This is a genomic window from Streptomyces sp. NBC_01591 (assembly GCF_035918155.1).
In the GTDB taxonomy this organism is placed as follows: domain Bacteria; phylum Actinomycetota; class Actinomycetes; order Streptomycetales; family Streptomycetaceae; genus Streptomyces.
The window spans coordinates 5,914,819-5,930,221 of sequence record NZ_CP109327.1 but is presented as its reverse complement, the minus strand read 5'-3'; the positions used below and the strand labels follow the sequence as shown (position 1 = coordinate 5,930,221).

Annotated in this window: 17 protein-coding genes, 1 tRNA gene and 2 pseudogenes; 9 read left to right on the top strand and 11 right to left on the bottom strand. The window is 70.0% G+C overall.

Annotated elements, in window-relative coordinates:
- The first annotated feature begins 21 nt into the window (after positions 1-21).
- Positions 22-879 carry a DUF4097 family beta strand repeat-containing protein gene (locus OG978_RS27570; protein WP_326767787.1) on the top strand — a complete coding sequence of 286 codons (858 nt, stop codon included), beginning with the start codon at positions 22-24 and terminating at the stop codon, positions 877-879.
- A 1-nt stretch (position 880) separates the two neighbouring features.
- Positions 881-1,864, top strand: a complete 984-nt coding sequence (locus tag OG978_RS27565; RefSeq protein ID WP_326767786.1) for a PadR family transcriptional regulator — start codon at positions 881-883, stop codon at positions 1,862-1,864.
- A 45-nt stretch (positions 1,865-1,909) separates the two neighbouring features.
- Here the strand turns inward: OG978_RS27565 and OG978_RS27560 are convergent, their stop codons facing one another.
- The 5 genes from OG978_RS27560 to OG978_RS27540 all read right to left on the bottom strand — a co-directional run bounded on the left by OG978_RS27560 (position 1,910) and on the right by OG978_RS27540 (position 6,587).
- On the bottom strand, positions 1,910-2,488 hold the full coding sequence (locus OG978_RS27560; protein WP_326767785.1) for a Clp protease N-terminal domain-containing protein: 579 nt from the start codon (positions 2,486-2,488) through the stop codon (positions 1,910-1,912).
- Positions 2,488-2,697 carry a sigma factor-like helix-turn-helix DNA-binding protein gene (locus OG978_RS27555; protein WP_014154112.1) on the bottom strand — a complete coding sequence of 70 codons (210 nt, stop codon included), beginning with the start codon at positions 2,695-2,697 and terminating at the stop codon, positions 2,488-2,490. The genes OG978_RS27560 and OG978_RS27555 overlap by 1 nt, the downstream gene beginning before the upstream one ends.
- A gap of 66 nt (positions 2,698-2,763) precedes the next feature.
- Complete coding sequence (locus OG978_RS27550) at positions 2,764-4,176, bottom strand: cellulase family glycosylhydrolase (RefSeq protein ID WP_326767784.1); 1,413 nt, start codon at positions 4,174-4,176, stop codon at positions 2,764-2,766.
- A gap of 32 nt (positions 4,177-4,208) precedes the next feature.
- Positions 4,209-5,174: a zinc-binding dehydrogenase gene (locus OG978_RS27545; RefSeq protein ID WP_326767783.1), complete on the bottom strand. Its 966-nt coding sequence runs from the start codon at positions 5,172-5,174 to the stop codon at positions 4,209-4,211.
- 201 nt (positions 5,175-5,375) lie between these two features.
- A complete protein-coding gene (locus tag OG978_RS27540) occupies positions 5,376-6,587 on the bottom strand; it encodes an NAD(P)-dependent malic enzyme (protein ID WP_326767782.1) in 1,212 nt (403 codons plus the stop codon).
- 521 nt (positions 6,588-7,108) lie between these two features.
- On the opposite strand from OG978_RS27540, the gene OG978_RS27535 reads away from it, so the two are divergent.
- Genes OG978_RS27535 through OG978_RS27525 form a run of 3 tightly spaced genes read left to right on the top strand, consistent with a single transcriptional unit; the run spans position 7,109 to position 9,803 of the window.
- Positions 7,109-8,059 carry an ABC transporter substrate-binding protein gene (locus tag OG978_RS27535; protein ID WP_326767781.1) on the top strand — a complete coding sequence of 317 codons (951 nt, stop codon included), beginning with the start codon at positions 7,109-7,111 and terminating at the stop codon, positions 8,057-8,059.
- Between the two features lie 29 nt (positions 8,060-8,088).
- Positions 8,089-9,039: an amino acid ABC transporter permease gene (locus OG978_RS27530; protein ID WP_326767780.1), complete on the top strand. Its 951-nt coding sequence runs from the start codon at positions 8,089-8,091 to the stop codon at positions 9,037-9,039.
- The gene (locus OG978_RS27525; protein ID WP_326767779.1) at positions 9,036-9,803 is read left to right on the top strand and encodes an amino acid ABC transporter ATP-binding protein; all 768 of its coding nucleotides are present in this window, start codon (positions 9,036-9,038) and stop codon (positions 9,801-9,803) included. Before OG978_RS27530 ends, OG978_RS27525 begins: the two co-directional genes overlap by 4 nt.
- Positions 9,804-9,860: 57 nt before the next feature.
- Here OG978_RS27525 and OG978_RS27520 read toward each other — a convergent pair whose 3' ends face one another.
- The 3 genes from OG978_RS27520 to OG978_RS27510 all read right to left on the bottom strand — a co-directional run bounded on the left by OG978_RS27520 (position 9,861) and on the right by OG978_RS27510 (position 12,012).
- Positions 9,861-10,619 (bottom strand): hypothetical protein, encoded by a 759-nt coding sequence (locus OG978_RS27520; protein WP_326767778.1) that lies wholly within the window; start codon positions 10,617-10,619, stop codon positions 9,861-9,863.
- A complete protein-coding gene (locus OG978_RS27515) occupies positions 10,616-11,104 on the bottom strand; it encodes a SigE family RNA polymerase sigma factor (protein WP_326767777.1) in 489 nt (162 codons plus the stop codon). The genes OG978_RS27520 and OG978_RS27515 overlap by 4 nt, the downstream gene beginning before the upstream one ends.
- A 146-nt stretch (positions 11,105-11,250) precedes the next feature.
- Positions 11,251-12,012 carry a class I SAM-dependent methyltransferase gene (locus OG978_RS27510; protein WP_326767776.1) on the bottom strand — a complete coding sequence of 254 codons (762 nt, stop codon included), beginning with the start codon at positions 12,010-12,012 and terminating at the stop codon, positions 11,251-11,253.
- A gap of 89 nt (positions 12,013-12,101) precedes the next feature.
- On the opposite strand from OG978_RS27510, the gene OG978_RS27505 reads away from it, so the two are divergent.
- Complete coding sequence (locus OG978_RS27505) at positions 12,102-12,731, top strand: CGNR zinc finger domain-containing protein (RefSeq protein ID WP_326767775.1); 630 nt, start codon at positions 12,102-12,104, stop codon at positions 12,729-12,731.
- Here OG978_RS27505 and sodX read toward each other — a convergent pair.
- Complete coding sequence (gene sodX, locus OG978_RS27500) at positions 12,635-13,093, bottom strand: nickel-type superoxide dismutase maturation protease (RefSeq protein ID WP_326767774.1); 459 nt, start codon at positions 13,091-13,093, stop codon at positions 12,635-12,637. The two genes, OG978_RS27505 and sodX, sit on opposite strands and share 97 nt — an antisense overlap.
- Positions 13,094-13,273: 180 nt before the next feature.
- Between sodX and sodN the strand changes: the two genes are divergently transcribed.
- On the top strand, positions 13,274-13,669 hold the full coding sequence (gene sodN / locus OG978_RS27495) for a superoxide dismutase, Ni (protein ID WP_072483792.1): 396 nt from the start codon (positions 13,274-13,276) through the stop codon (positions 13,667-13,669).
- A gap of 142 nt (positions 13,670-13,811) precedes the next feature.
- Here the strand turns inward: sodN and OG978_RS27490 are convergent.
- Positions 13,812-13,928 (bottom strand) — tRNA-OTHER (locus OG978_RS27490).
- A gap of 279 nt (positions 13,929-14,207) precedes the next feature.
- Between OG978_RS27490 and OG978_RS27485 the strand changes: the two genes are divergently transcribed.
- Complete coding sequence (locus OG978_RS27485; RefSeq protein WP_326767773.1) at positions 14,208-14,687, top strand: VOC family protein; 480 nt, start codon at positions 14,208-14,210, stop codon at positions 14,685-14,687.
- Here the strand turns inward: OG978_RS27485 and OG978_RS27480 are convergent.
- Positions 14,657-15,142: pseudogene (locus OG978_RS27480) on the bottom strand (MFS transporter); the annotation flags it as partial. The gene OG978_RS27485 and the pseudogene OG978_RS27480 sit on opposite strands and share 31 nt — an antisense overlap.
- A 1-nt stretch (position 15,143) precedes the next feature.
- Here OG978_RS27480 and OG978_RS27475 point away from each other — a divergent pair.
- Positions 15,144-15,344: pseudogene (locus tag OG978_RS27475) on the top strand (TetR-like C-terminal domain-containing protein); the annotation flags it as partial.
- Between the last annotated feature and the right edge of the window lie 59 nt (positions 15,345-15,403).

The window sequence follows — 15,403 nt, the reverse complement described above, 5'->3', positions numbered from 1 at the left end:
GCTCCCCGGGAGGTCAGATCCATGCCTGCGTCGACATGGGCCATCGCCGAGCCCCAGAAGCTGACCTTCGACGACCCCGTGACGTCACTCAATGTGCGCATCGTCGGAGGCACCGTCAATGTCGTCGGCACCGAGGAGCCGACCGCCCGGCTGGAGGTCTCCGGGGTCGAGGGACCGCCGCTGATCGTGACCCTGGAGGACGGCACACTCACGGTCGCCTACGAGGACCTGCCCTGGCACGGCTTCCTCAACTGGCTCGACCGCAAGGGCTGGCACCGCAGCGCGGTCGTCTCGCTCGCCGTGCCCGCCGGGTCGGCGGTGGGGGTCGGCGTCGTCGGCGCGGGCGCCGTCGTGTCCGGAATCCGCGGGCGTACGGACGTACGGGGCGTCACTGGCGACACCACGCTCGTCGGGCTCGCGGGGCCGGTCCTGGCCGACACGGTCTCCGGCAGCGTGGAGGCCCAGTCGGTCACCGGCGAGCTCCGCTTCCACTCGGTCTCGGGCGATCTGACGGTCGTCGAGGGCGCCGGGGCCTCGGTACGGGCGGAATCGGTCAGCGGCAACATGGTGCTCGACCTGGACCCGACCGGGAAGCCCACGGACATCCGGCTGACCACGGTCTCCGGCGAGGTCGCCATCCGGCTGCCGCACCCGGCGGACGCGACGGTCGAGGCCAACACCGCGAGCGGCTCCGTCTCCAACGGGTTCGATGACCTGCGGGTCAGCGGCCAATGGGGAGCGAAGAAGATCACCGGCACGCTCGGTGCCGGGACCGGGAAGCTGAGGGCGACGACCGTCTCGGGATCGATCGCCCTGCTGCGCCGCCCGCCGGCCGAGGACGCCCCGTACGATGCCGAGCCGACCGGAAAGGTGCTCTGACATGCCCCCCGTATTCGCCCACGGCCGCCTCCGCCTCTACCTGCTGAAACTCCTCGACGAGGCCCCGCGCCACGGCTACGAGGTGATCCGGCTCCTGGAGGAGCGCTTCCACGGGCTGTACGCCCCCTCGGCGGGCACGGTCTATCCGCGCCTCGCCAAACTGGAGGCCGAGGGCCTCGTCACCCATGCCACCGAAGGCGGCCGCAAGGTCTACTCGATCACCGACGCGGGCCGCGCCGAACTGGCCGGCCGTACGGGCGAACTGGCCGATCTGGAACTGGAGATCCGGGATTCGGTCTCCGAGCTGGCCGCCGAGATACGGGACGACGTACGCGGCGCCGCCGGCAAGCTGCGCAGCGAGATGCGGGCCGCGGCGGACGAGACCAGGCACACGGGTTCCGGTTCCCGCCGCAAGGGCGACTGGGAGTCCGCCTTCGGCGACCTCGGGGACTTCGGCGACAAGGAGGCGTGGCGCGCCGCGAAGGAGGAGCTGCGCAAGGCCAAGCAGGAGTGGAAGGAGCAGGCCCGCCGGGCGAAGGACGAGTCCCGCCGCGCCCGCGAGGACGCCCAGCAGGCCCGCCGCCAGGCCAAGGAGGCCCAGGACCGGGCGCGCGAGCAGATGCAGAACGCCGCCCGCCAGGTCCAGGAGCACTTCGCCCGGGGCGACTGGCCCTCGGGCGTACGGGAGGGGCTGGCCGAGATCACCGGCCAGCTGGGCGGCTTCGCCAGGACGGGCGGGTGGCCCCCGTACATCAAGCCGGAGCCGGCCGACGCCGACCCCGACTGGGGCAAGGACACCGCCGGCACCGGCGACCCGGCCCGCGACCTGGACCGCCTGCTGGACCGCTTCCGCGACGACATCCGCGACGCGGCCCGGGACAGGGGTGTCACGGAGGAGCAGCTGACCCAGGCCCGCCGCCATCTGTCGACGGCGGCGGCCCACATCGGGGCGCTGCTGCGGAAGGGCGACGGCGGGGAGAAGTGACGGGGCGGGGGCGTGCCCGGGGCACGACCCGCCGGGCCCCGGGGCTCAGCCCGCCTTCCTGAACCGCCCCGCGTCCCCCTCCTCTCCCCCGTCCCCGTACAACGCGCGGTTCACCGTCCCGTACGTCGCGCCATGTGCGGCGAGTACGTCGGCGACCACGCCGGGGCAGGCGGTGAGCGCCAGGAAAAGGTGCTCGTCGCCGATGAAGCGGTCCTGGCGCCCCACCGCGATCCGCAGCGACTTCGTCAGGACGTCCTTCGCCCCACGGGTGAACGGGCGACGCCCCGTGCCACGCCGCCGGGCCCGGTCCAGCGCCCCCTCCCCGTGGGCCTCCTCGACGCGGGCGACGATCTCGGTCACATCGATGCCGAGGCCGGCGAGCGCGTCCGTATCGGCCCGGGTCAGCCCGCCGCGGCGGCGGGCCGCGGCCAGATCGGCCTCGACGGCCGTGCGACGGTCCGCGAGACCCAGCGAGGTGGCGGCGAAGGCGGCCCGGCCCTCCGGCCGGTCCAGCAGTGCGAGCAGCAGATGTTCCTCGGTGACCGATGCGGCATCGGTCCGTTCGGCGTGGCTCACGGCGCCGGTCACCACTCCCCGGGCGCTCCTGGTGAAGCGTTCGAACATCAATGCCTCCCGTACTTCTTGTGCACGGCCTGCCGGCTGACGCCCAGTTCGGCCGCGATCTCCTGCCACGACCAGCCCTGCACGCGGGCACTCCTGACCTGTACGGCTTCGAGCTGCTCCAGCAGCCGGCGCAGCGCGGCGACCGCCCGCAGCCCCACCCGGGGGTCGCGGTCACCGGCGCGCGCGGCAAGATCCGTTGCTTCCGTCATGACGTCAACCTACGTTGACACGCCCCATCCGTCAACCGTAGTTGACAGATGGGGTGTGCGGACCGCTCAGCCGCGTGCCGTCCCGGTCACCGTCACCGTGACACGCGCCCCCTTGCGGGCATGGACACGCACCTCTCCCCCGTGCCGGCGGGCCTCGGCGCGACCGTCCACCGAGACCCGCCACCGCCCGGCCGTCGGCGGCAGGGAGATCTCCGTGGCGCCGTGGCGGCCCGCCGTATAAGTGAGCCGGTAGACGCGGGCGTTGTCGTCATAGGTGTCGGAGTGGACGGTTCCGGCGACGGCGGGTGCGTACGGTGTGGCGGTCCGGTCCTTGTTGGCAGCGAAGACGCCGTTCTCGTCCAGGGCGCAGTAGCCGCCGCCGTAGCACCACACATAGCCCGCCCAGCCCGAGGTGTAGCGGCTCAGGGAGGTCATCGCGTCCCGGTAGAAACGGCCCATCAGCGGCAGCCTGTTGTTCAGCGGGCCCCACTCCCCGACCACGACCGGGATGTGCCGCTGCTCCGGGTACGCGGTGACGGCGGCCTCGTACGACTCGATCCAGCCTGCCGACGGGTCGTAGTCGGCACCCGCCTCCATCGCGGTGTTGTAGAAGTGCGGGGCGTAGACGGTCCGGTGGTCCCTGACCGCTCCCAGACCGGTGGGTACGCCCTCGCCGACGATCGGGGTCGGCTCTATGAACAGCCAGTTGCCGCGGTCGACCGAACGGACCGCGCGGGCCAGCCGGTTGTACATCGGGGTGAGCTGCCGGGCCTCGATGCGGCGGGCGGCAGTCGGCAGGTCCTCGCCCTGACCCATCTCCCCCATCGGCTCGTTGATCAGGTCGTAGCCGAGGACGGCGGGGTGATGCCGGAAGCGCTCGGCGACGACCTGCCACATCCGCGCCTGGGCGCGCTGGAGGTCGGGGTCCTCGTAGAGATGGGTGAACGCGCGCTGCACAGCCGGCTCGAAGTACTCCGCGAACCAGTCCTCGGGGTGCGGGGTGAAGGGCAGACCGTCGGTGCGGGTCGCCCAGGCCGGGATGCCCCGGTGGCCGAACGCCGGGCCGAACACGTCCTGATGGGCGTCGAGCAGCACCTGGATGTCGTACTTCCGCGCCCAGTCCAGGACCCGGTCGATCCGGCGCAGATACTCGGCGCTGTAGTGGCCCCGGCGCGGCTCCAGGTCGTCCCAGAAGATGAGCAGCCGGGCGAAGTTGAAGCCCTTGTCGCGCAGATCGCGGAAGTGCTTCTCGGTGATGGCGGTCAGTGCCTGGTCACCGCGGTTCGCCTTGTCCTCGACGTTCCATCCCCGCAGGGTGAGCGTGCGGCCCCGGTCGTCGGTGAGACGGGGGATGCCGGTCTGTTCCGGTGGTGCGGGGTGTGCGTCGGCGGCGGGGGCGAGCGCCCCCGCCGCGAGCACGAACGAAGTGACGATCGAGGTGAGTACGCTGCCCATCCGCATCCGCGTCCGTATTCGCATGGCGCAGATCAGAGCAGCTCACCCCGCACACCTCAAGAGCAGGTGAGCACAATCTTTCCGAACTGGTCGCCCGATTCCAGCCGTTCGAACCCCTCGCGGGCCCGCTCCAGCGGCAGCACCTCGTCGATGACGGGCCGCACACCGGTGGTCGCGCAGAACGCCAGCAGGTCCTCCAGCTCGTCCTTGGAGCCCATGGTCGAGCCGACGACCTTCAGCTCCAGGAAGAAGATCCGGGTCAGCTCGGCGTGCGAGGGCCGGTCGCCGCTGGTCGCACCGGAGATGACGAGCGTGCCGCCCGGGCGCAGCGACTTCACGGAGTGGGACCAGGTGGCCGCGCCGACCGTCTCGATGACCGCGTCGACGCGCTGCGGCAGCCGTGCGCCCGGCTCGAACGCCTCGATCGCGCCGAGTTCGACGGCGCGCTTGCGCTTGGCCTCGTCGCGGCTGGTGGCGTAGATCCGCAGCCCGGCCGCCCGGCCGAGCACGATCGCGGCGGTGGCGACGCCGCCACCCGCGCCCTGGACGAGGACCGAGTTGCCGGGGCGCACCCCGGCGTTGGTGAAGAGCATCCGGTACGCGGTGAGCCAGGCGGTCGGCAGACAGGCGGCCTGCTCGAAGGTGAGCTCCTTCGGCTTGGGCAGCACGTTCCAGCTGGGGACGGTGACCTGCTCGGCGAAGGTGCCCTGGTAGCGCTCGGTGAGGATGGAGCGGGGTTCCTTCGGGCCGACGCCGTGACCGGTCTGCCCGATGACGGAGTGCAGGACGACTTCGTTGCCGTCCTCGTCGATTCCGGCCGCGTCGCAGCCGAGGATCATCGGCAGCTTGTCCTCGGCGAGGCCGACGCCCCGCAGGGACCAGAGGTCGTGATGGTTGAGGGAGGCGGCCCGGACATTGACGGTGGTCCAGCCGGGTCGTGCCTCGGGGGCGGGGCGTTCACCCAGCTCAAGGCCGTTGAGGGGCTGGTCGCGGTCGATGCGGGATGCGTAGGCGGCGAACATGGCCCCGACGATAGGCCGGGGCGCGGCCGGGCGTAACCGGCCGCGGGTGTGACGCGCACCGCGCATTCCAGCCCCTCCGGCGATTGAGGAGCGGGGGTCCGGGAGCGGAGCCCCGGGTTACGGGAAGGGGCGGGGTGGGGAACAAGCCCGCCGCAGGCGCACCCCGCACCCGGGAACCCGTACCCCACCCACCCCACCGGCTCAGCGCCGGGCCACGCCTTCCGCCCGCGCGGCCGCCGCCACCGCGGCCGTGACGGCAGGCGCCACCCGCTCGTCGAACGGCGACGGGATCACGTAGTCCGCCGCGAGCTCCTCGCCCACGACGTCGGCCAGCGCGTTCGCGGCGGCGATCTTCATGCCCTCGGTGATCCGGGAGGCCCGGACCTGGAGGGCGCCCGCGAAGATGCCGGGGAAGGCCAGCACATTGTTGATCTGGTTCGGGTAGTCGGACCGCCCGGTCGCCACGACGGCCGCGTACTTGTGCGCGATGTCGGGGTGGACCTCGGGGTTCGGGTTCGCCATGGCGAAGACGAACGCGCCGGGCGCCATCGAGGCGACGGCCGCCTCGGGGACCGTACCGCCGGAGACGCCGATGAAGACATCGGCGCCGGCCAGCGCGGCCTCCAGCGGGCCGGAGATCCCGGCCCGGTTGGTGAGCTCGGCCAGCTCGCGCTTGACCTCGGTCAGGTCCTCGCGGTCCCGGCTCACGATGCCCTTGCGGTCGGCCACGGCGACATCGCCGAGCCCCGCCTCCAGCAGGAACTTCGCGATGGCGACGCCTGCGGCGCCGGCGCCGGAGATGACGGCGCGCAGATCGCCGAGGCTCCGGCCGGACAGCTTCGCGGCGTTCCGCAGGGCCGCGAGCGTCACGACGGCGGTGCCGTGCTGGTCGTCGTGGAAGACCGGGATGTCGAGCCGCTCCTGGAGCTTGCGCTCGATCTCGAAGCAGCGCGGCGCCGAGATGTCCTCCAGGTTCACGCCGCCGAAGGACGGCGCGAGCCGGACGACGGTCTCGACGATCTCGTCCGCGTCGGTGGTCGCGAGCGCGATCGGCACCGCGTCGACGCCGCCGAACTGCTTGAAGAGGATCGCCTTGCCCTCCATCACCGGGAGGGAGGCCTCGGGTCCGATGTCACCGAGGCCGAGCACCGCGGTGCCGTCCGTCACGACGGCGACGACCTGCGACTTCCAGGTGTAGTCGTGGACCAGCTCGGGGTTCTCCGCGATGGCGCTGCACACCTTGGCGACGCCGGGCGTGTACGCGAGGGACAGGTCGTCCTTGTCACGGATGGGAACGGTGGCCTGCACGGCCATCTTCCCCCCGCGGTGGAGAGCGAAGGCCGGATCGAACGGCTCATCGGTGGTGCTGTCAGTAGTGCTGTCGCTGCGAGGATTGACGATCTCCGCTGCCATGGTGTTGACCCCTTAAGTCTTCATCGTTTGAGGGTGGCCACTCCTGGTTGAGGAGGGGTGGGCGGGCACCGCGTACGTGCCCTGCGTCGGCGGTTGGCCCGCCCCAGCAGGGGGAAATACCTACGCGCGGGCGCGCCGCACACGCGCCCTGAGCCCCGGATGAGGGGTGTAAAGGTCTTTCTTACCCGACGGACCGCGTCATGGACGAGTCCATATCGACTCGGTGACGTGACTCATAGTCGAATATCTGGACAAGTCCGCCAAGCGACGAAAGCGTCCACCTGTCGAGACGCGCCGCAGATCTTCCGGCGTGAAGATGAAAACCCCACAGATGGTCCGGCCCTGTGTACCGGCCCCGTGAGGTTCGGGGATCACCCGTTATCCGATTTTGACACGATCGGCGACCAGTTTGAGCCAGTCCGAATGGCAAGATGCCCTAATCCCACAGGGGGGCGACATTCGAAGTCGTGTGTCCATACCGCCTGGTAACACCACCCTCACCTGCCGGAGGCAACCCGATCATGACCGCAAGCACCACACGTCGCACGGCCGCGAAATCCAGGATTGCAGCGGTCGGCGCCATCGCGGTCGCCGGCACCATGCTGCTGACCGCCTGTGGCGACCAGACCAAGAACGGGTCGACGAACAACCCGGCGTCGGCCAAGGCACCGCTCGCTGATCTCCTGCCGAAGGAGATCAGGGACAAGGGCGTCATCAAGGTCGGTTCGGACATCGCCTACCCGCCGGTCGAATTCAAGGACAAGTCCGGCAAGACGGTCGGCATCGACCCCGACATCGGCGCCGCGCTCGGCAAGCAGCTCGGCGTGACCTTCCAGTTCCAGAACGGCACGTTCGACACGCTGATCACCGGTCTGCGCTCCAAGCGCTACGACCTGGCGATGTCGTCGATGACCGACACCAAGGACCGCCAGCAGGGCATCGACTCCGAGACGAAGAAGAAGGTCGGCGAGGGCGTCGACTTCGTCGACTACTTCACCGCCGGCGTCTCGATCTACACCCGGAAGGGCGACGACCAGGGCATCAAGACCTGGGCCGACCTCTGCGGCAAGAAGATCGCCGTCCAGCGCGGCACCGTCTCGCACAACCTCGCCAAGTCCGAGTCGAAGAAGTGCGCGGGCGGCCAGAAGATCGCGATCGAGACCTTCGACAACGACCTGGAGGCCCAGACCCGGCTGCGCAGCGGTGGCGCCGCCGCCGGCTCCTCCGACTTCCCGGTGGCCGCGTACGCGGTGAAGACCTCGGGCGGCGGCAAGGACTTCCAGATCGTCGGCGAGCAGGTCGAGGCCGCCCCGTACGGCATCGCCGTCGCCAAGGGCAACGACCAGCTGACCAAGGCCGTTCAGGCGGCCCTGAACGCGATCATCAAGAACGGCGAGTACGACAAGATCATCTCCAAGTGGGGCGTGGAGGCCGGCGCGGTCACCGAGGCCAAGCTGAACGGCGGATCCTGAGAAGGCATCGGCGCTGAAAGGTTCTTTCTGTGACTGACATCAAGAAGTCGGGCCCGGCCGACCAGCCGCCCATACCCCCCACTCCACCGTCCGGACCCGAGGCGATCAGGGCCATTCCGGTCCGGCACTACGGCCGGTACGTCTCGGCGGTCGTCGCCATCGCGGCATTCGCCGCGATCGTCTACGCCTTCAGCCAGGGCAAGATCAACTGGGGTGCGGTCCCCGACTACTTCTTCGACGACCGCATCCTCAAGGGTGTTACCCAGACCCTGCTGCTGACCGCCCTGTCCATGGTCATCGGCATCGTCGGCGGCATCCTGCTGGCCGTGATGCGGCTGTCGAGGAACCCGGTGACCTCGTCGATCGCCTGGTTCTACATCTGGTTCTTCCGCGGCACCCCGGTCCTGGTCCAGCTGTTCGTCTGGTTCAACCTGGGCCTGGTCTTCGAGTACATCAACCTCATGCCGATCTACAAGGACTACTGGTCGAGCTTCATGACGCCGCTGCTGACGGCGCTGCTCGGCCTGGGTCTCAACGAGGCCGCCTACATGGCCGAGATCTGCCGTGCGGGGCTGCTCTCGGTCGACGAGGGCCAGACAGAGGCGTCGCACGCGCTGGGCATGAGTCACGGCAAGACCCTGCGCCGCGTCGTGATCCCGCAGGCGATGCGGGTGATCGTGCCGCCGACGGGCAACGAAGTGATCAACATGCTCAAGACGACGTCGCTGGTGGCGGCCGTGCAGTTCTACGAGCTGTTCAAGTACGCCCAGGACATCGGGCAGGGATCCGGAGCTCCGGTCGAGATGTACTTCCTGGCCGCGGCCTGGTACTTGATCATGACGTCGGTGCTGAGCATCGGCCAGTACTACCTGGAGCGGTACTACGCGCGGGGTTCGAGCCGCAGCCTGCCGCCCACCCCGTTCCAGAAGGTCAGGGCCAACCTGCTGTCCCTGGGCCGCCCGAAGGGAGGCATGGCATGACCGCCAACGCCATGGTGAAGGCCGAGGGTGTCCACAAGTCCTTCGGCGCCGCGCACATCCTCAAGGGCATCGACCTGGAGGTCGCCCCGAGGGAGGTCTTCTGCCTGATCGGCCCGTCCGGTTCCGGCAAGTCGACGTTCCTGAGGTGCATCAACCACCTGGAGCAGATCAACGCCGGCCGGCTGTACGTCGACGGCGAGCTGGTGGGCTACCGCCAGAAGGGCGACAAGCTCTACGAGCTCAAGGACAGCGAGGTCGCACTGAAGCGCCAGGACATCGGCATGGTCTTCCAGCGCTTCAACCTCTTCCCGCACATGACGGCGATCGAGAACGTCATGGAGGCCCCCGTCCAGGTCAGGCGCGAGTCCAAGGCCGTGGCGAGGGCCCGGGCCGAGCGGCTGCTGGACCGGGTCGGCCTCGGCGACAAGGCGAAGAACTACCCCTCCCAGCTCTCCGGCGGACAGCAGCAGCGGGTGGCCATCGCCCGTGCCCTGGCCATGGAGCCGAAGCTGATGCTCTTCGACGAGCCGACGTCGGCGCTCGACCCGGAGCTGGTGGGCGACGTCCTGGACGTCATGCGCGGGCTCGCGGAGGAGGGCATGACGATGGTCGTCGTGACCCATGAGATGGGCTTCGCCCGTGAGGTCGGCGACGCGCTGGTCTTCATGGACGACGGCGTGGTGGTCGAGTCGGGCCACCCGCGCGACGTGCTGACCAGCCCGCAGCACGACCGGACGAAGTCGTTCCTGTCGAAGGTGCTGTAGCAGCGCGGAAGGAGGGCGGTACGGAGGTCGCCTCCGTACCGCCCTCTCCCATACCCCCTACTTCTTGGGCAGCAGCTCCGGGCTGAGCAGCAGCTCCCGCAGCTGGGCGCGGGTCAGCGGCAGCGTCTTCAGGAGCGGGCCCTGCGCCCGCTCGCCCTTGAAGCCGGTGCTGTCACGGACGGCGAGCACCCCGCCGTCCTTCAGGGTGAGCCTGCCGACCAGCTCCTGCCCCCACGGCGGCGCCCCTTCGTAATTCATCGGGTCGCTCCAGGTCGTCAGCACCCGCCCGTCCGGCAGCTCCTCGTTCACGCAGTCCGCCAGACCCGGCTGCCCCTGGGCGGGCTTGCACGGATCGCCGTTCGGGTCCGCCGCGCCTGGCTTCCCGGTGTCCATGTAGCCAATGACCAGGTAGCCGACGCCGCCGTCCCGGCGTACGGAGAAGTGCCCGTCCAGCGGTCCCTCCAGGTGCGGCATTTCGCGCTGGGTGGTGTCGCCCTTGAGGATGACGGACAGCGAGACCTGCGCGACGGCTCCGACGTCCCTGGGCAGCACCTTCGCCAGTTCCTTCGCCCGGCCGCCGTTCCCCGCGAGCTCGACCGGGGCCGCCACCGAGGTCTCCTGCGTGTCCCCCTTCGGGGCCAGGTTCGGCGCGGCGACGGCTCCGGCCGCGACCACGGCGACCGCCGCGACCGAGACGGTGACCCGGCGCCGCAGCCGCACCCGGGCGACCCCTGCGTACACCGTCCGGGTGGAGGTGGCCGGCTGCCCCGCGTCCTCCGCGGCCCGCCCCAACAGCTCGTGCACGTCGTTGCTCATACCAATTCCTCCGCCATCTCGGCGCGCAGCGCCGCCAACCCCCGAGCCGCGTGGCTCTTGACCGTGTTCTCCCGCATCCCGAGCAGGCCGGCCGTGGCCTCGACGCTCAGGTCCTCCCAGTAGCGCAGCACCAGTACCGCTCGCTGCTTGTCCGTGAGCCGGGCGAGTGCCGCCCGCACCGCCAGGCCGGTGTCCGTGTCCGGCGTCTGGCCGGCGTGGTCGGGCAGTTCGCCATAGGACTGTTCGCGCCGCCAGAACCGGCGGCGGGATGCGATGAAGGTGTTGATCAACGTCTTGCGCGCGTACGCCTCGATGTTGTCGAGTCGTCCGTACCGCCGCCCCCCGAGCACCACCTTGACCAGCGTCGCCTGGACCAGGTCATCGGCTTCGTGCCGGTCGCCGCACAGCAGATACGCGCTGCGGAACAGCGCGGTACGTCTGCCTTCGACGAAGGCGTGCAGCGCGGCATCGTCATCGATCCGCATCGTCGGCGCCCCTCTCCGGGTCCGCGGGTGCGGACCGTCTCACCCTTCCAGTGCGGCGGGAGGCACAGCGGGTTGCAGCAGAAGACAGAAAAGGAGGGGCGGTACGGGCACCCGCCCCGTACCGCCCCTCCCCACACGTCCCTCCGCTACTTCACGGCGAGCACCAGGGTGTCCGAGGGCGAGGCCCAGACGGTCCGCGCCTCACCGAATCCGGCCGCGCGCAGGGTGTCGGTGTGCCACCGCACGGAGGGCATGTCGCCGTCCGCGTGCTCACCGTAGATCTTGTACCGCTCCGCGGTCGGTCCGGCGAGGACCGGGTCCTTGGCGGCCAGCGCCCACCAGTCGGCCCAGTCGAGTGCACCCGCGACCTTGGCACGGTCCATGGCGGCGTGCCGGTGGGCGCGTTCGGCCGCGTTGATCCGGGGCGTCGCGGTGTCGATCATGTGGTCCGCGTTCATGAACACCCCTCCTTCCCTGACGAGCCCGCCGATGTGCCCGTAGAGCGCGGTGAGCGGCTCGGTGTGCAGCCAGTGCAGGGCGGTGGCGGTGAGGACGGCGTCGTACGATTCGTACGGCAACTGCCCGGCCCACCCGGGGTCCTTGAGGTCCGCGGTGACGAAGGTGACGCGCTCGTCGCCGTCGAAGTAACCTCGCGCGATGGCGAGCAGCGCCGGGTCGAGGTCCACACCGGTACTGGTCGCTTCCGGGAACCGCTTGAGCAGCCGGTCCGTAATACTTCCAGTACCGCATGCGAGATCGAGCACCCTCGGCCGCGGCCCGACGAGGGCCTCGACCATGTCCAGCATCACCCGGAACCGCTCCTCGCGGTCGGGCATGTACCACTCCTGCTGACGGTCCCAGCTCTCCTGCCAGGCCCGCCAGTCCGTACCTGTCGATGTCTCCGCCACCGGGAACCTCCATGTAATACCCTGGACCCACAAAAGCCCATTACATCGTTCGCTGCACCGACCATAGACCGACGCCGTAAGGACTACAAGTGGAACTGGCCTATTACTCGGACTACGCCGTACGTCTGGTCAACACCGAGGAGCCGGCCCGCAACAAGGACTCCCTCACCTCCGTGGAGGCGGTCCGCGAACTGTTCGGCGCCAACGGCCAGGCGGCCCGGCGGGCGACCGACGCGGATGTGACCCGCTTCAGGTCGGTACGGGCGCGGCTGCGCTCGGTCTTCGAAGCGGCCGACGGCGGCGACGAGACGCTCGCCGTCGACCTGCTCAACTCACTGCTGCTGGAATTCCCGGTCAGCCCGCAGATCTCCGGGCACGACATCCGTGACGAGGACGGCAAACCGGACTGGCACATGCACCTGGCCGACCATCCGTCGAACGCGACGGCCGGGTACGCCGCCATCGCGGCGATGGGCCTCGCCTTCCATCTCACCTCGTACGGGGTCGACCGGCTCGGCCTGTGCGAGGCAGCGCCGTGCCGCAACGCCTATCTCGACACTTCCACCAACCGGTCCCGCCGCTACTGCTCGGACCGCTGCGCGACCCGCGCCAATGTGGCCGCCTACCGGGCCCGCAAGCGCCTGGAGACGGAACGGGCGGCCGACACCGGCCGCAGCGCACAGACCGCCCAGGCCACCACACCCCGCACCGACCGCTGATCCTTCTTCAGCGGCCGGTAGCGCGCCCGGACCCTGGCCAGTACGAACTCCTCGGGCACCGTCCCGTAGTCCGTGCTGTCCCCGCCCGCGAAGGTGTTGTCGGCCAGCACCCACCAGCCGCCCCGACGGCGCTCGGCGGCCCGCTTCACGACCAGCAGGTCCTGCTGGAACGGATGCCGCAGGATCACCACGTCACCGGGGCGCACCGTCGCCCCGTACTGCACGAGCAGCCAGTCCCCGTGATGGAGCGTCGGCACCATCGACGGCCCGGTCACCTCCACCACCTGGAACGGCACACGCGCCGCCAGCCCCCGCCCGGGCTGTTCCTGCGTCAGCTCAGGCACTTCCGGCACCTCCCGCATCTCTCCTGCACCTCCCCGGTCCGTCCAGTACACGTCCTGTTACAGCGTTCCGTACATTCGGCCACTGGTCCCATCCTCGCCCTGGACTTTTGGCCTAAGCCCATGGGGGCACCCACGAAAACACGTCTCTCACGGAGTAATGTCCCACCTGAGAAGACGATCACGAGGAAGGACAGCTCAATGCTTTCCCGCCTGTTTGCCCCCAAGGTGAAGGTCAGCGCCCACTGCGACCTGCCCTGCGGCGTGTACGACCCGGCCCAGGCCCGCATCGAGGCGGAGTCCGTCAAGGCCGTCCAGGAGAAGTACCAGGCCAACGAGGACCCGCACTTCCGGGCCCGCGCGGTGGTCATCAAGGAGCAGCGCGCCGAGCTCGCCAAGCACCACATCTCGGTGCTGTGGAGCGACTACTTCAAGCCCCCGCACTTCGAGAAGTACCCGGAGCTGCACCAGCTGGTCAACGACGCCCTCAAGGCGCTGTCGGCCGCGAAGGCTTCCACGGACCCGGCGACGGGCCAGAAGGCGCTGGACTACATCGCCCAGATCGACAAGATCTTCTGGGAGACCAAGAAGGCTTGATCCCCCGCCCCGACGGCCACGGCTCCGCCGCAGGCCGGACGGGCAAGTGGAAGGGCCCGACCGCTTCGAGCGGTCGGGCCCTTCCGCGTTTGCGGAGCTGTTCGGGAGGCAGATGGGAGACGCATCTGCCTGCGGTCGACTGCGGAGCCGACGGGATTCGAACCCGCGGACGGGGAGGGCAGGTCCGCCCTGTTCCCCTCAGTCGGCGTACGGGTGACCTCCGCACGCCGATCGCAATGGGCCGCTCTGCCACGGCACCGCAGTCTGCGGGACCGCGCGATCCCGCTCCGGTGATCGTAGGGGCAACTCCCCAGCGTGAGAAAGCCGTTTACGAAGGCGTTCGCGAAGCGGTTTGCCTGGAACGCGGCCGTGTCGCCGGCGTGTTTTCGCCCCTCCTGAGGGGACCATATGAAGTCGGCCGATGCCGGTCCCCCTGTCGATTCACTCCTGGTGCCACCGATGAGTTTTCGGGGCAGGATCAGTCGGTATGGGTGGACATGCGCAGACGACGGGGCTGCGTACACGAGGGGAGACAGCGATGACCACCGAGGGCTTCACCACATGTCTGTGGTTCGACGGACAGGCCGAGGAGGCGGCGGAGTACTACCTCTCGGTCTTCAAGAACTCCCGCCTCGGCAGGATCGGCCGCTACAACGAGGCGGGGCCGGGGCCCGCCGGTTCGGTGATGACGGTCGAGTTCGAGCTCAACGGCCAGAGGTTCGTCGGGGTGAACGGCGGGCCGGAGTTCACCTTCAACGAGGCCATCTCGTTCCAGATCGACTGCGCGGACCAGGCCGAGGTGGACTACTACTGGAGCAGCCTCACCGACGGCGGCGAAGAGGGGCCCTGCGGCTGGCTGAAGGACCGGTACGGCGTCTCCTGGCAGGTCGTGCCCGATGGCTTGATCGAACTGCTCCTCGACCCGGACGGGACGAAGGCCGCCAGGGCGACCGCGGCGATGATGACCATGAAGAAGCTGGACATCGCCGCGCTGCGGAAGGCGCACGACGAGGGCTGAGCCGCCCGGACGCGGGGATGCCGGAGGGTGGGTCCGACGGGAGTCGGTGGATCCGGCCTGGTCCAGCCGGACTCACCGGCCTGCGTCAGACCGTAGACGAGCAGCAGCAGTCCGCCGGTGACGGTCACGGCGCCGGGAACGTCGAGCCGGGGGCGCACGGCGGGCCGCGAGTCGGTGATGACGGCGGGGGCGAGGGCGAGCACCAGGGCGGCCACGGGCACGTTGATGAAGAACGCCCAGCGCCAGGAGAGCAGATCGGTGAGCAGGCCGCCGAGGATGGCACCAGCGGTGAATCCGGCGGACATCAGTGCCCCGTTGAGGCCCAGGGCGCGTCCCCGCAGTGGGCCCTCCTTGAAGGCGGTGGTCAGCAGCGCCAGTCCGGCCGGGGTGACGGCCGCCGTGGCGAGACCCTGCAACACCCTGGCCACGAGCAGCGCTTCGGGCGAGGTGGCGAGGGAGTGGTCCGGCTGCGTCACCGAGGCCGTCGAGCGCGGGGAGCTGCCTGCGGGCACGGACCCGGACGAGGTGATCCGCGCCGTTTCAGCACCGCTCTACTACCGGCTGCTGGCCAGCGGCGATCCGCTCGACGAGGCGGCGGCGGACCGTGCCGCCGAGGCTGCCGCGGCGGCGGCGCGGGCGGGCGCGTACGTCGGCTGACGGCCGGCCGTCCCGTCAGCCCGCCGGATGGGCGAGCAGGCGGACCGCCCACGGGTGCC

Bases quoted from the DNA above. Each gene is read 5' to 3' on its own strand.
- OG978_RS27515 (WP_326767777.1), bottom strand. From the start codon at position 11,104: ATGCGGATCGATGACGATGCCGCGCTGCACGCCTTCGTCGAAGGCAGA.
- OG978_RS27520 (WP_326767778.1), bottom strand. From the start codon at position 10,619: ATGAGCAACGACGTGCACGAGCTGTTGGGGCGGGCCGCGGAGGACGCG.
- OG978_RS27525 (WP_326767779.1), top strand. From the start codon at position 9,036: ATGACCGCCAACGCCATGGTGAAGGCCGAGGGTGTCCACAAGTCCTTC.
- OG978_RS27545 (WP_326767783.1), bottom strand. From the start codon at position 5,174: ATGTTCGCCGCCTACGCATCCCGCATCGACCGCGACCAGCCCCTCAAC.
- OG978_RS27555 (WP_014154112.1), bottom strand. From the start codon at position 2,697: ATGACGGAAGCAACGGATCTTGCCGCGCGCGCCGGTGACCGCGACCCC.
- OG978_RS27485 (WP_326767773.1), top strand. From the start codon at position 14,208: ATGACCACCGAGGGCTTCACCACATGTCTGTGGTTCGACGGACAGGCC.
- OG978_RS27535 (WP_326767781.1), top strand. From the start codon at position 7,109: ATGACCGCAAGCACCACACGTCGCACGGCCGCGAAATCCAGGATTGCA.
- sodN (WP_072483792.1), top strand. From the start codon at position 13,274: ATGCTTTCCCGCCTGTTTGCCCCCAAGGTGAAGGTCAGCGCCCACTGC.
- OG978_RS27570 (WP_326767787.1), top strand. From the start codon at position 22: ATGCCTGCGTCGACATGGGCCATCGCCGAGCCCCAGAAGCTGACCTTC.
- sodX (WP_326767774.1), bottom strand. From the start codon at position 13,093: ATGCGGGAGGTGCCGGAAGTGCCTGAGCTGACGCAGGAACAGCCCGGG.
- OG978_RS27565 (WP_326767786.1), top strand. From the start codon at position 881: ATGCCCCCCGTATTCGCCCACGGCCGCCTCCGCCTCTACCTGCTGAAA.
- OG978_RS27540 (WP_326767782.1), bottom strand. From the start codon at position 6,587: ATGGCAGCGGAGATCGTCAATCCTCGCAGCGACAGCACTACTGACAGC.
- OG978_RS27560 (WP_326767785.1), bottom strand. From the start codon at position 2,488: ATGTTCGAACGCTTCACCAGGAGCGCCCGGGGAGTGGTGACCGGCGCC.
- OG978_RS27550 (WP_326767784.1), bottom strand. From the start codon at position 4,176: ATGCGAATACGGACGCGGATGCGGATGGGCAGCGTACTCACCTCGATC.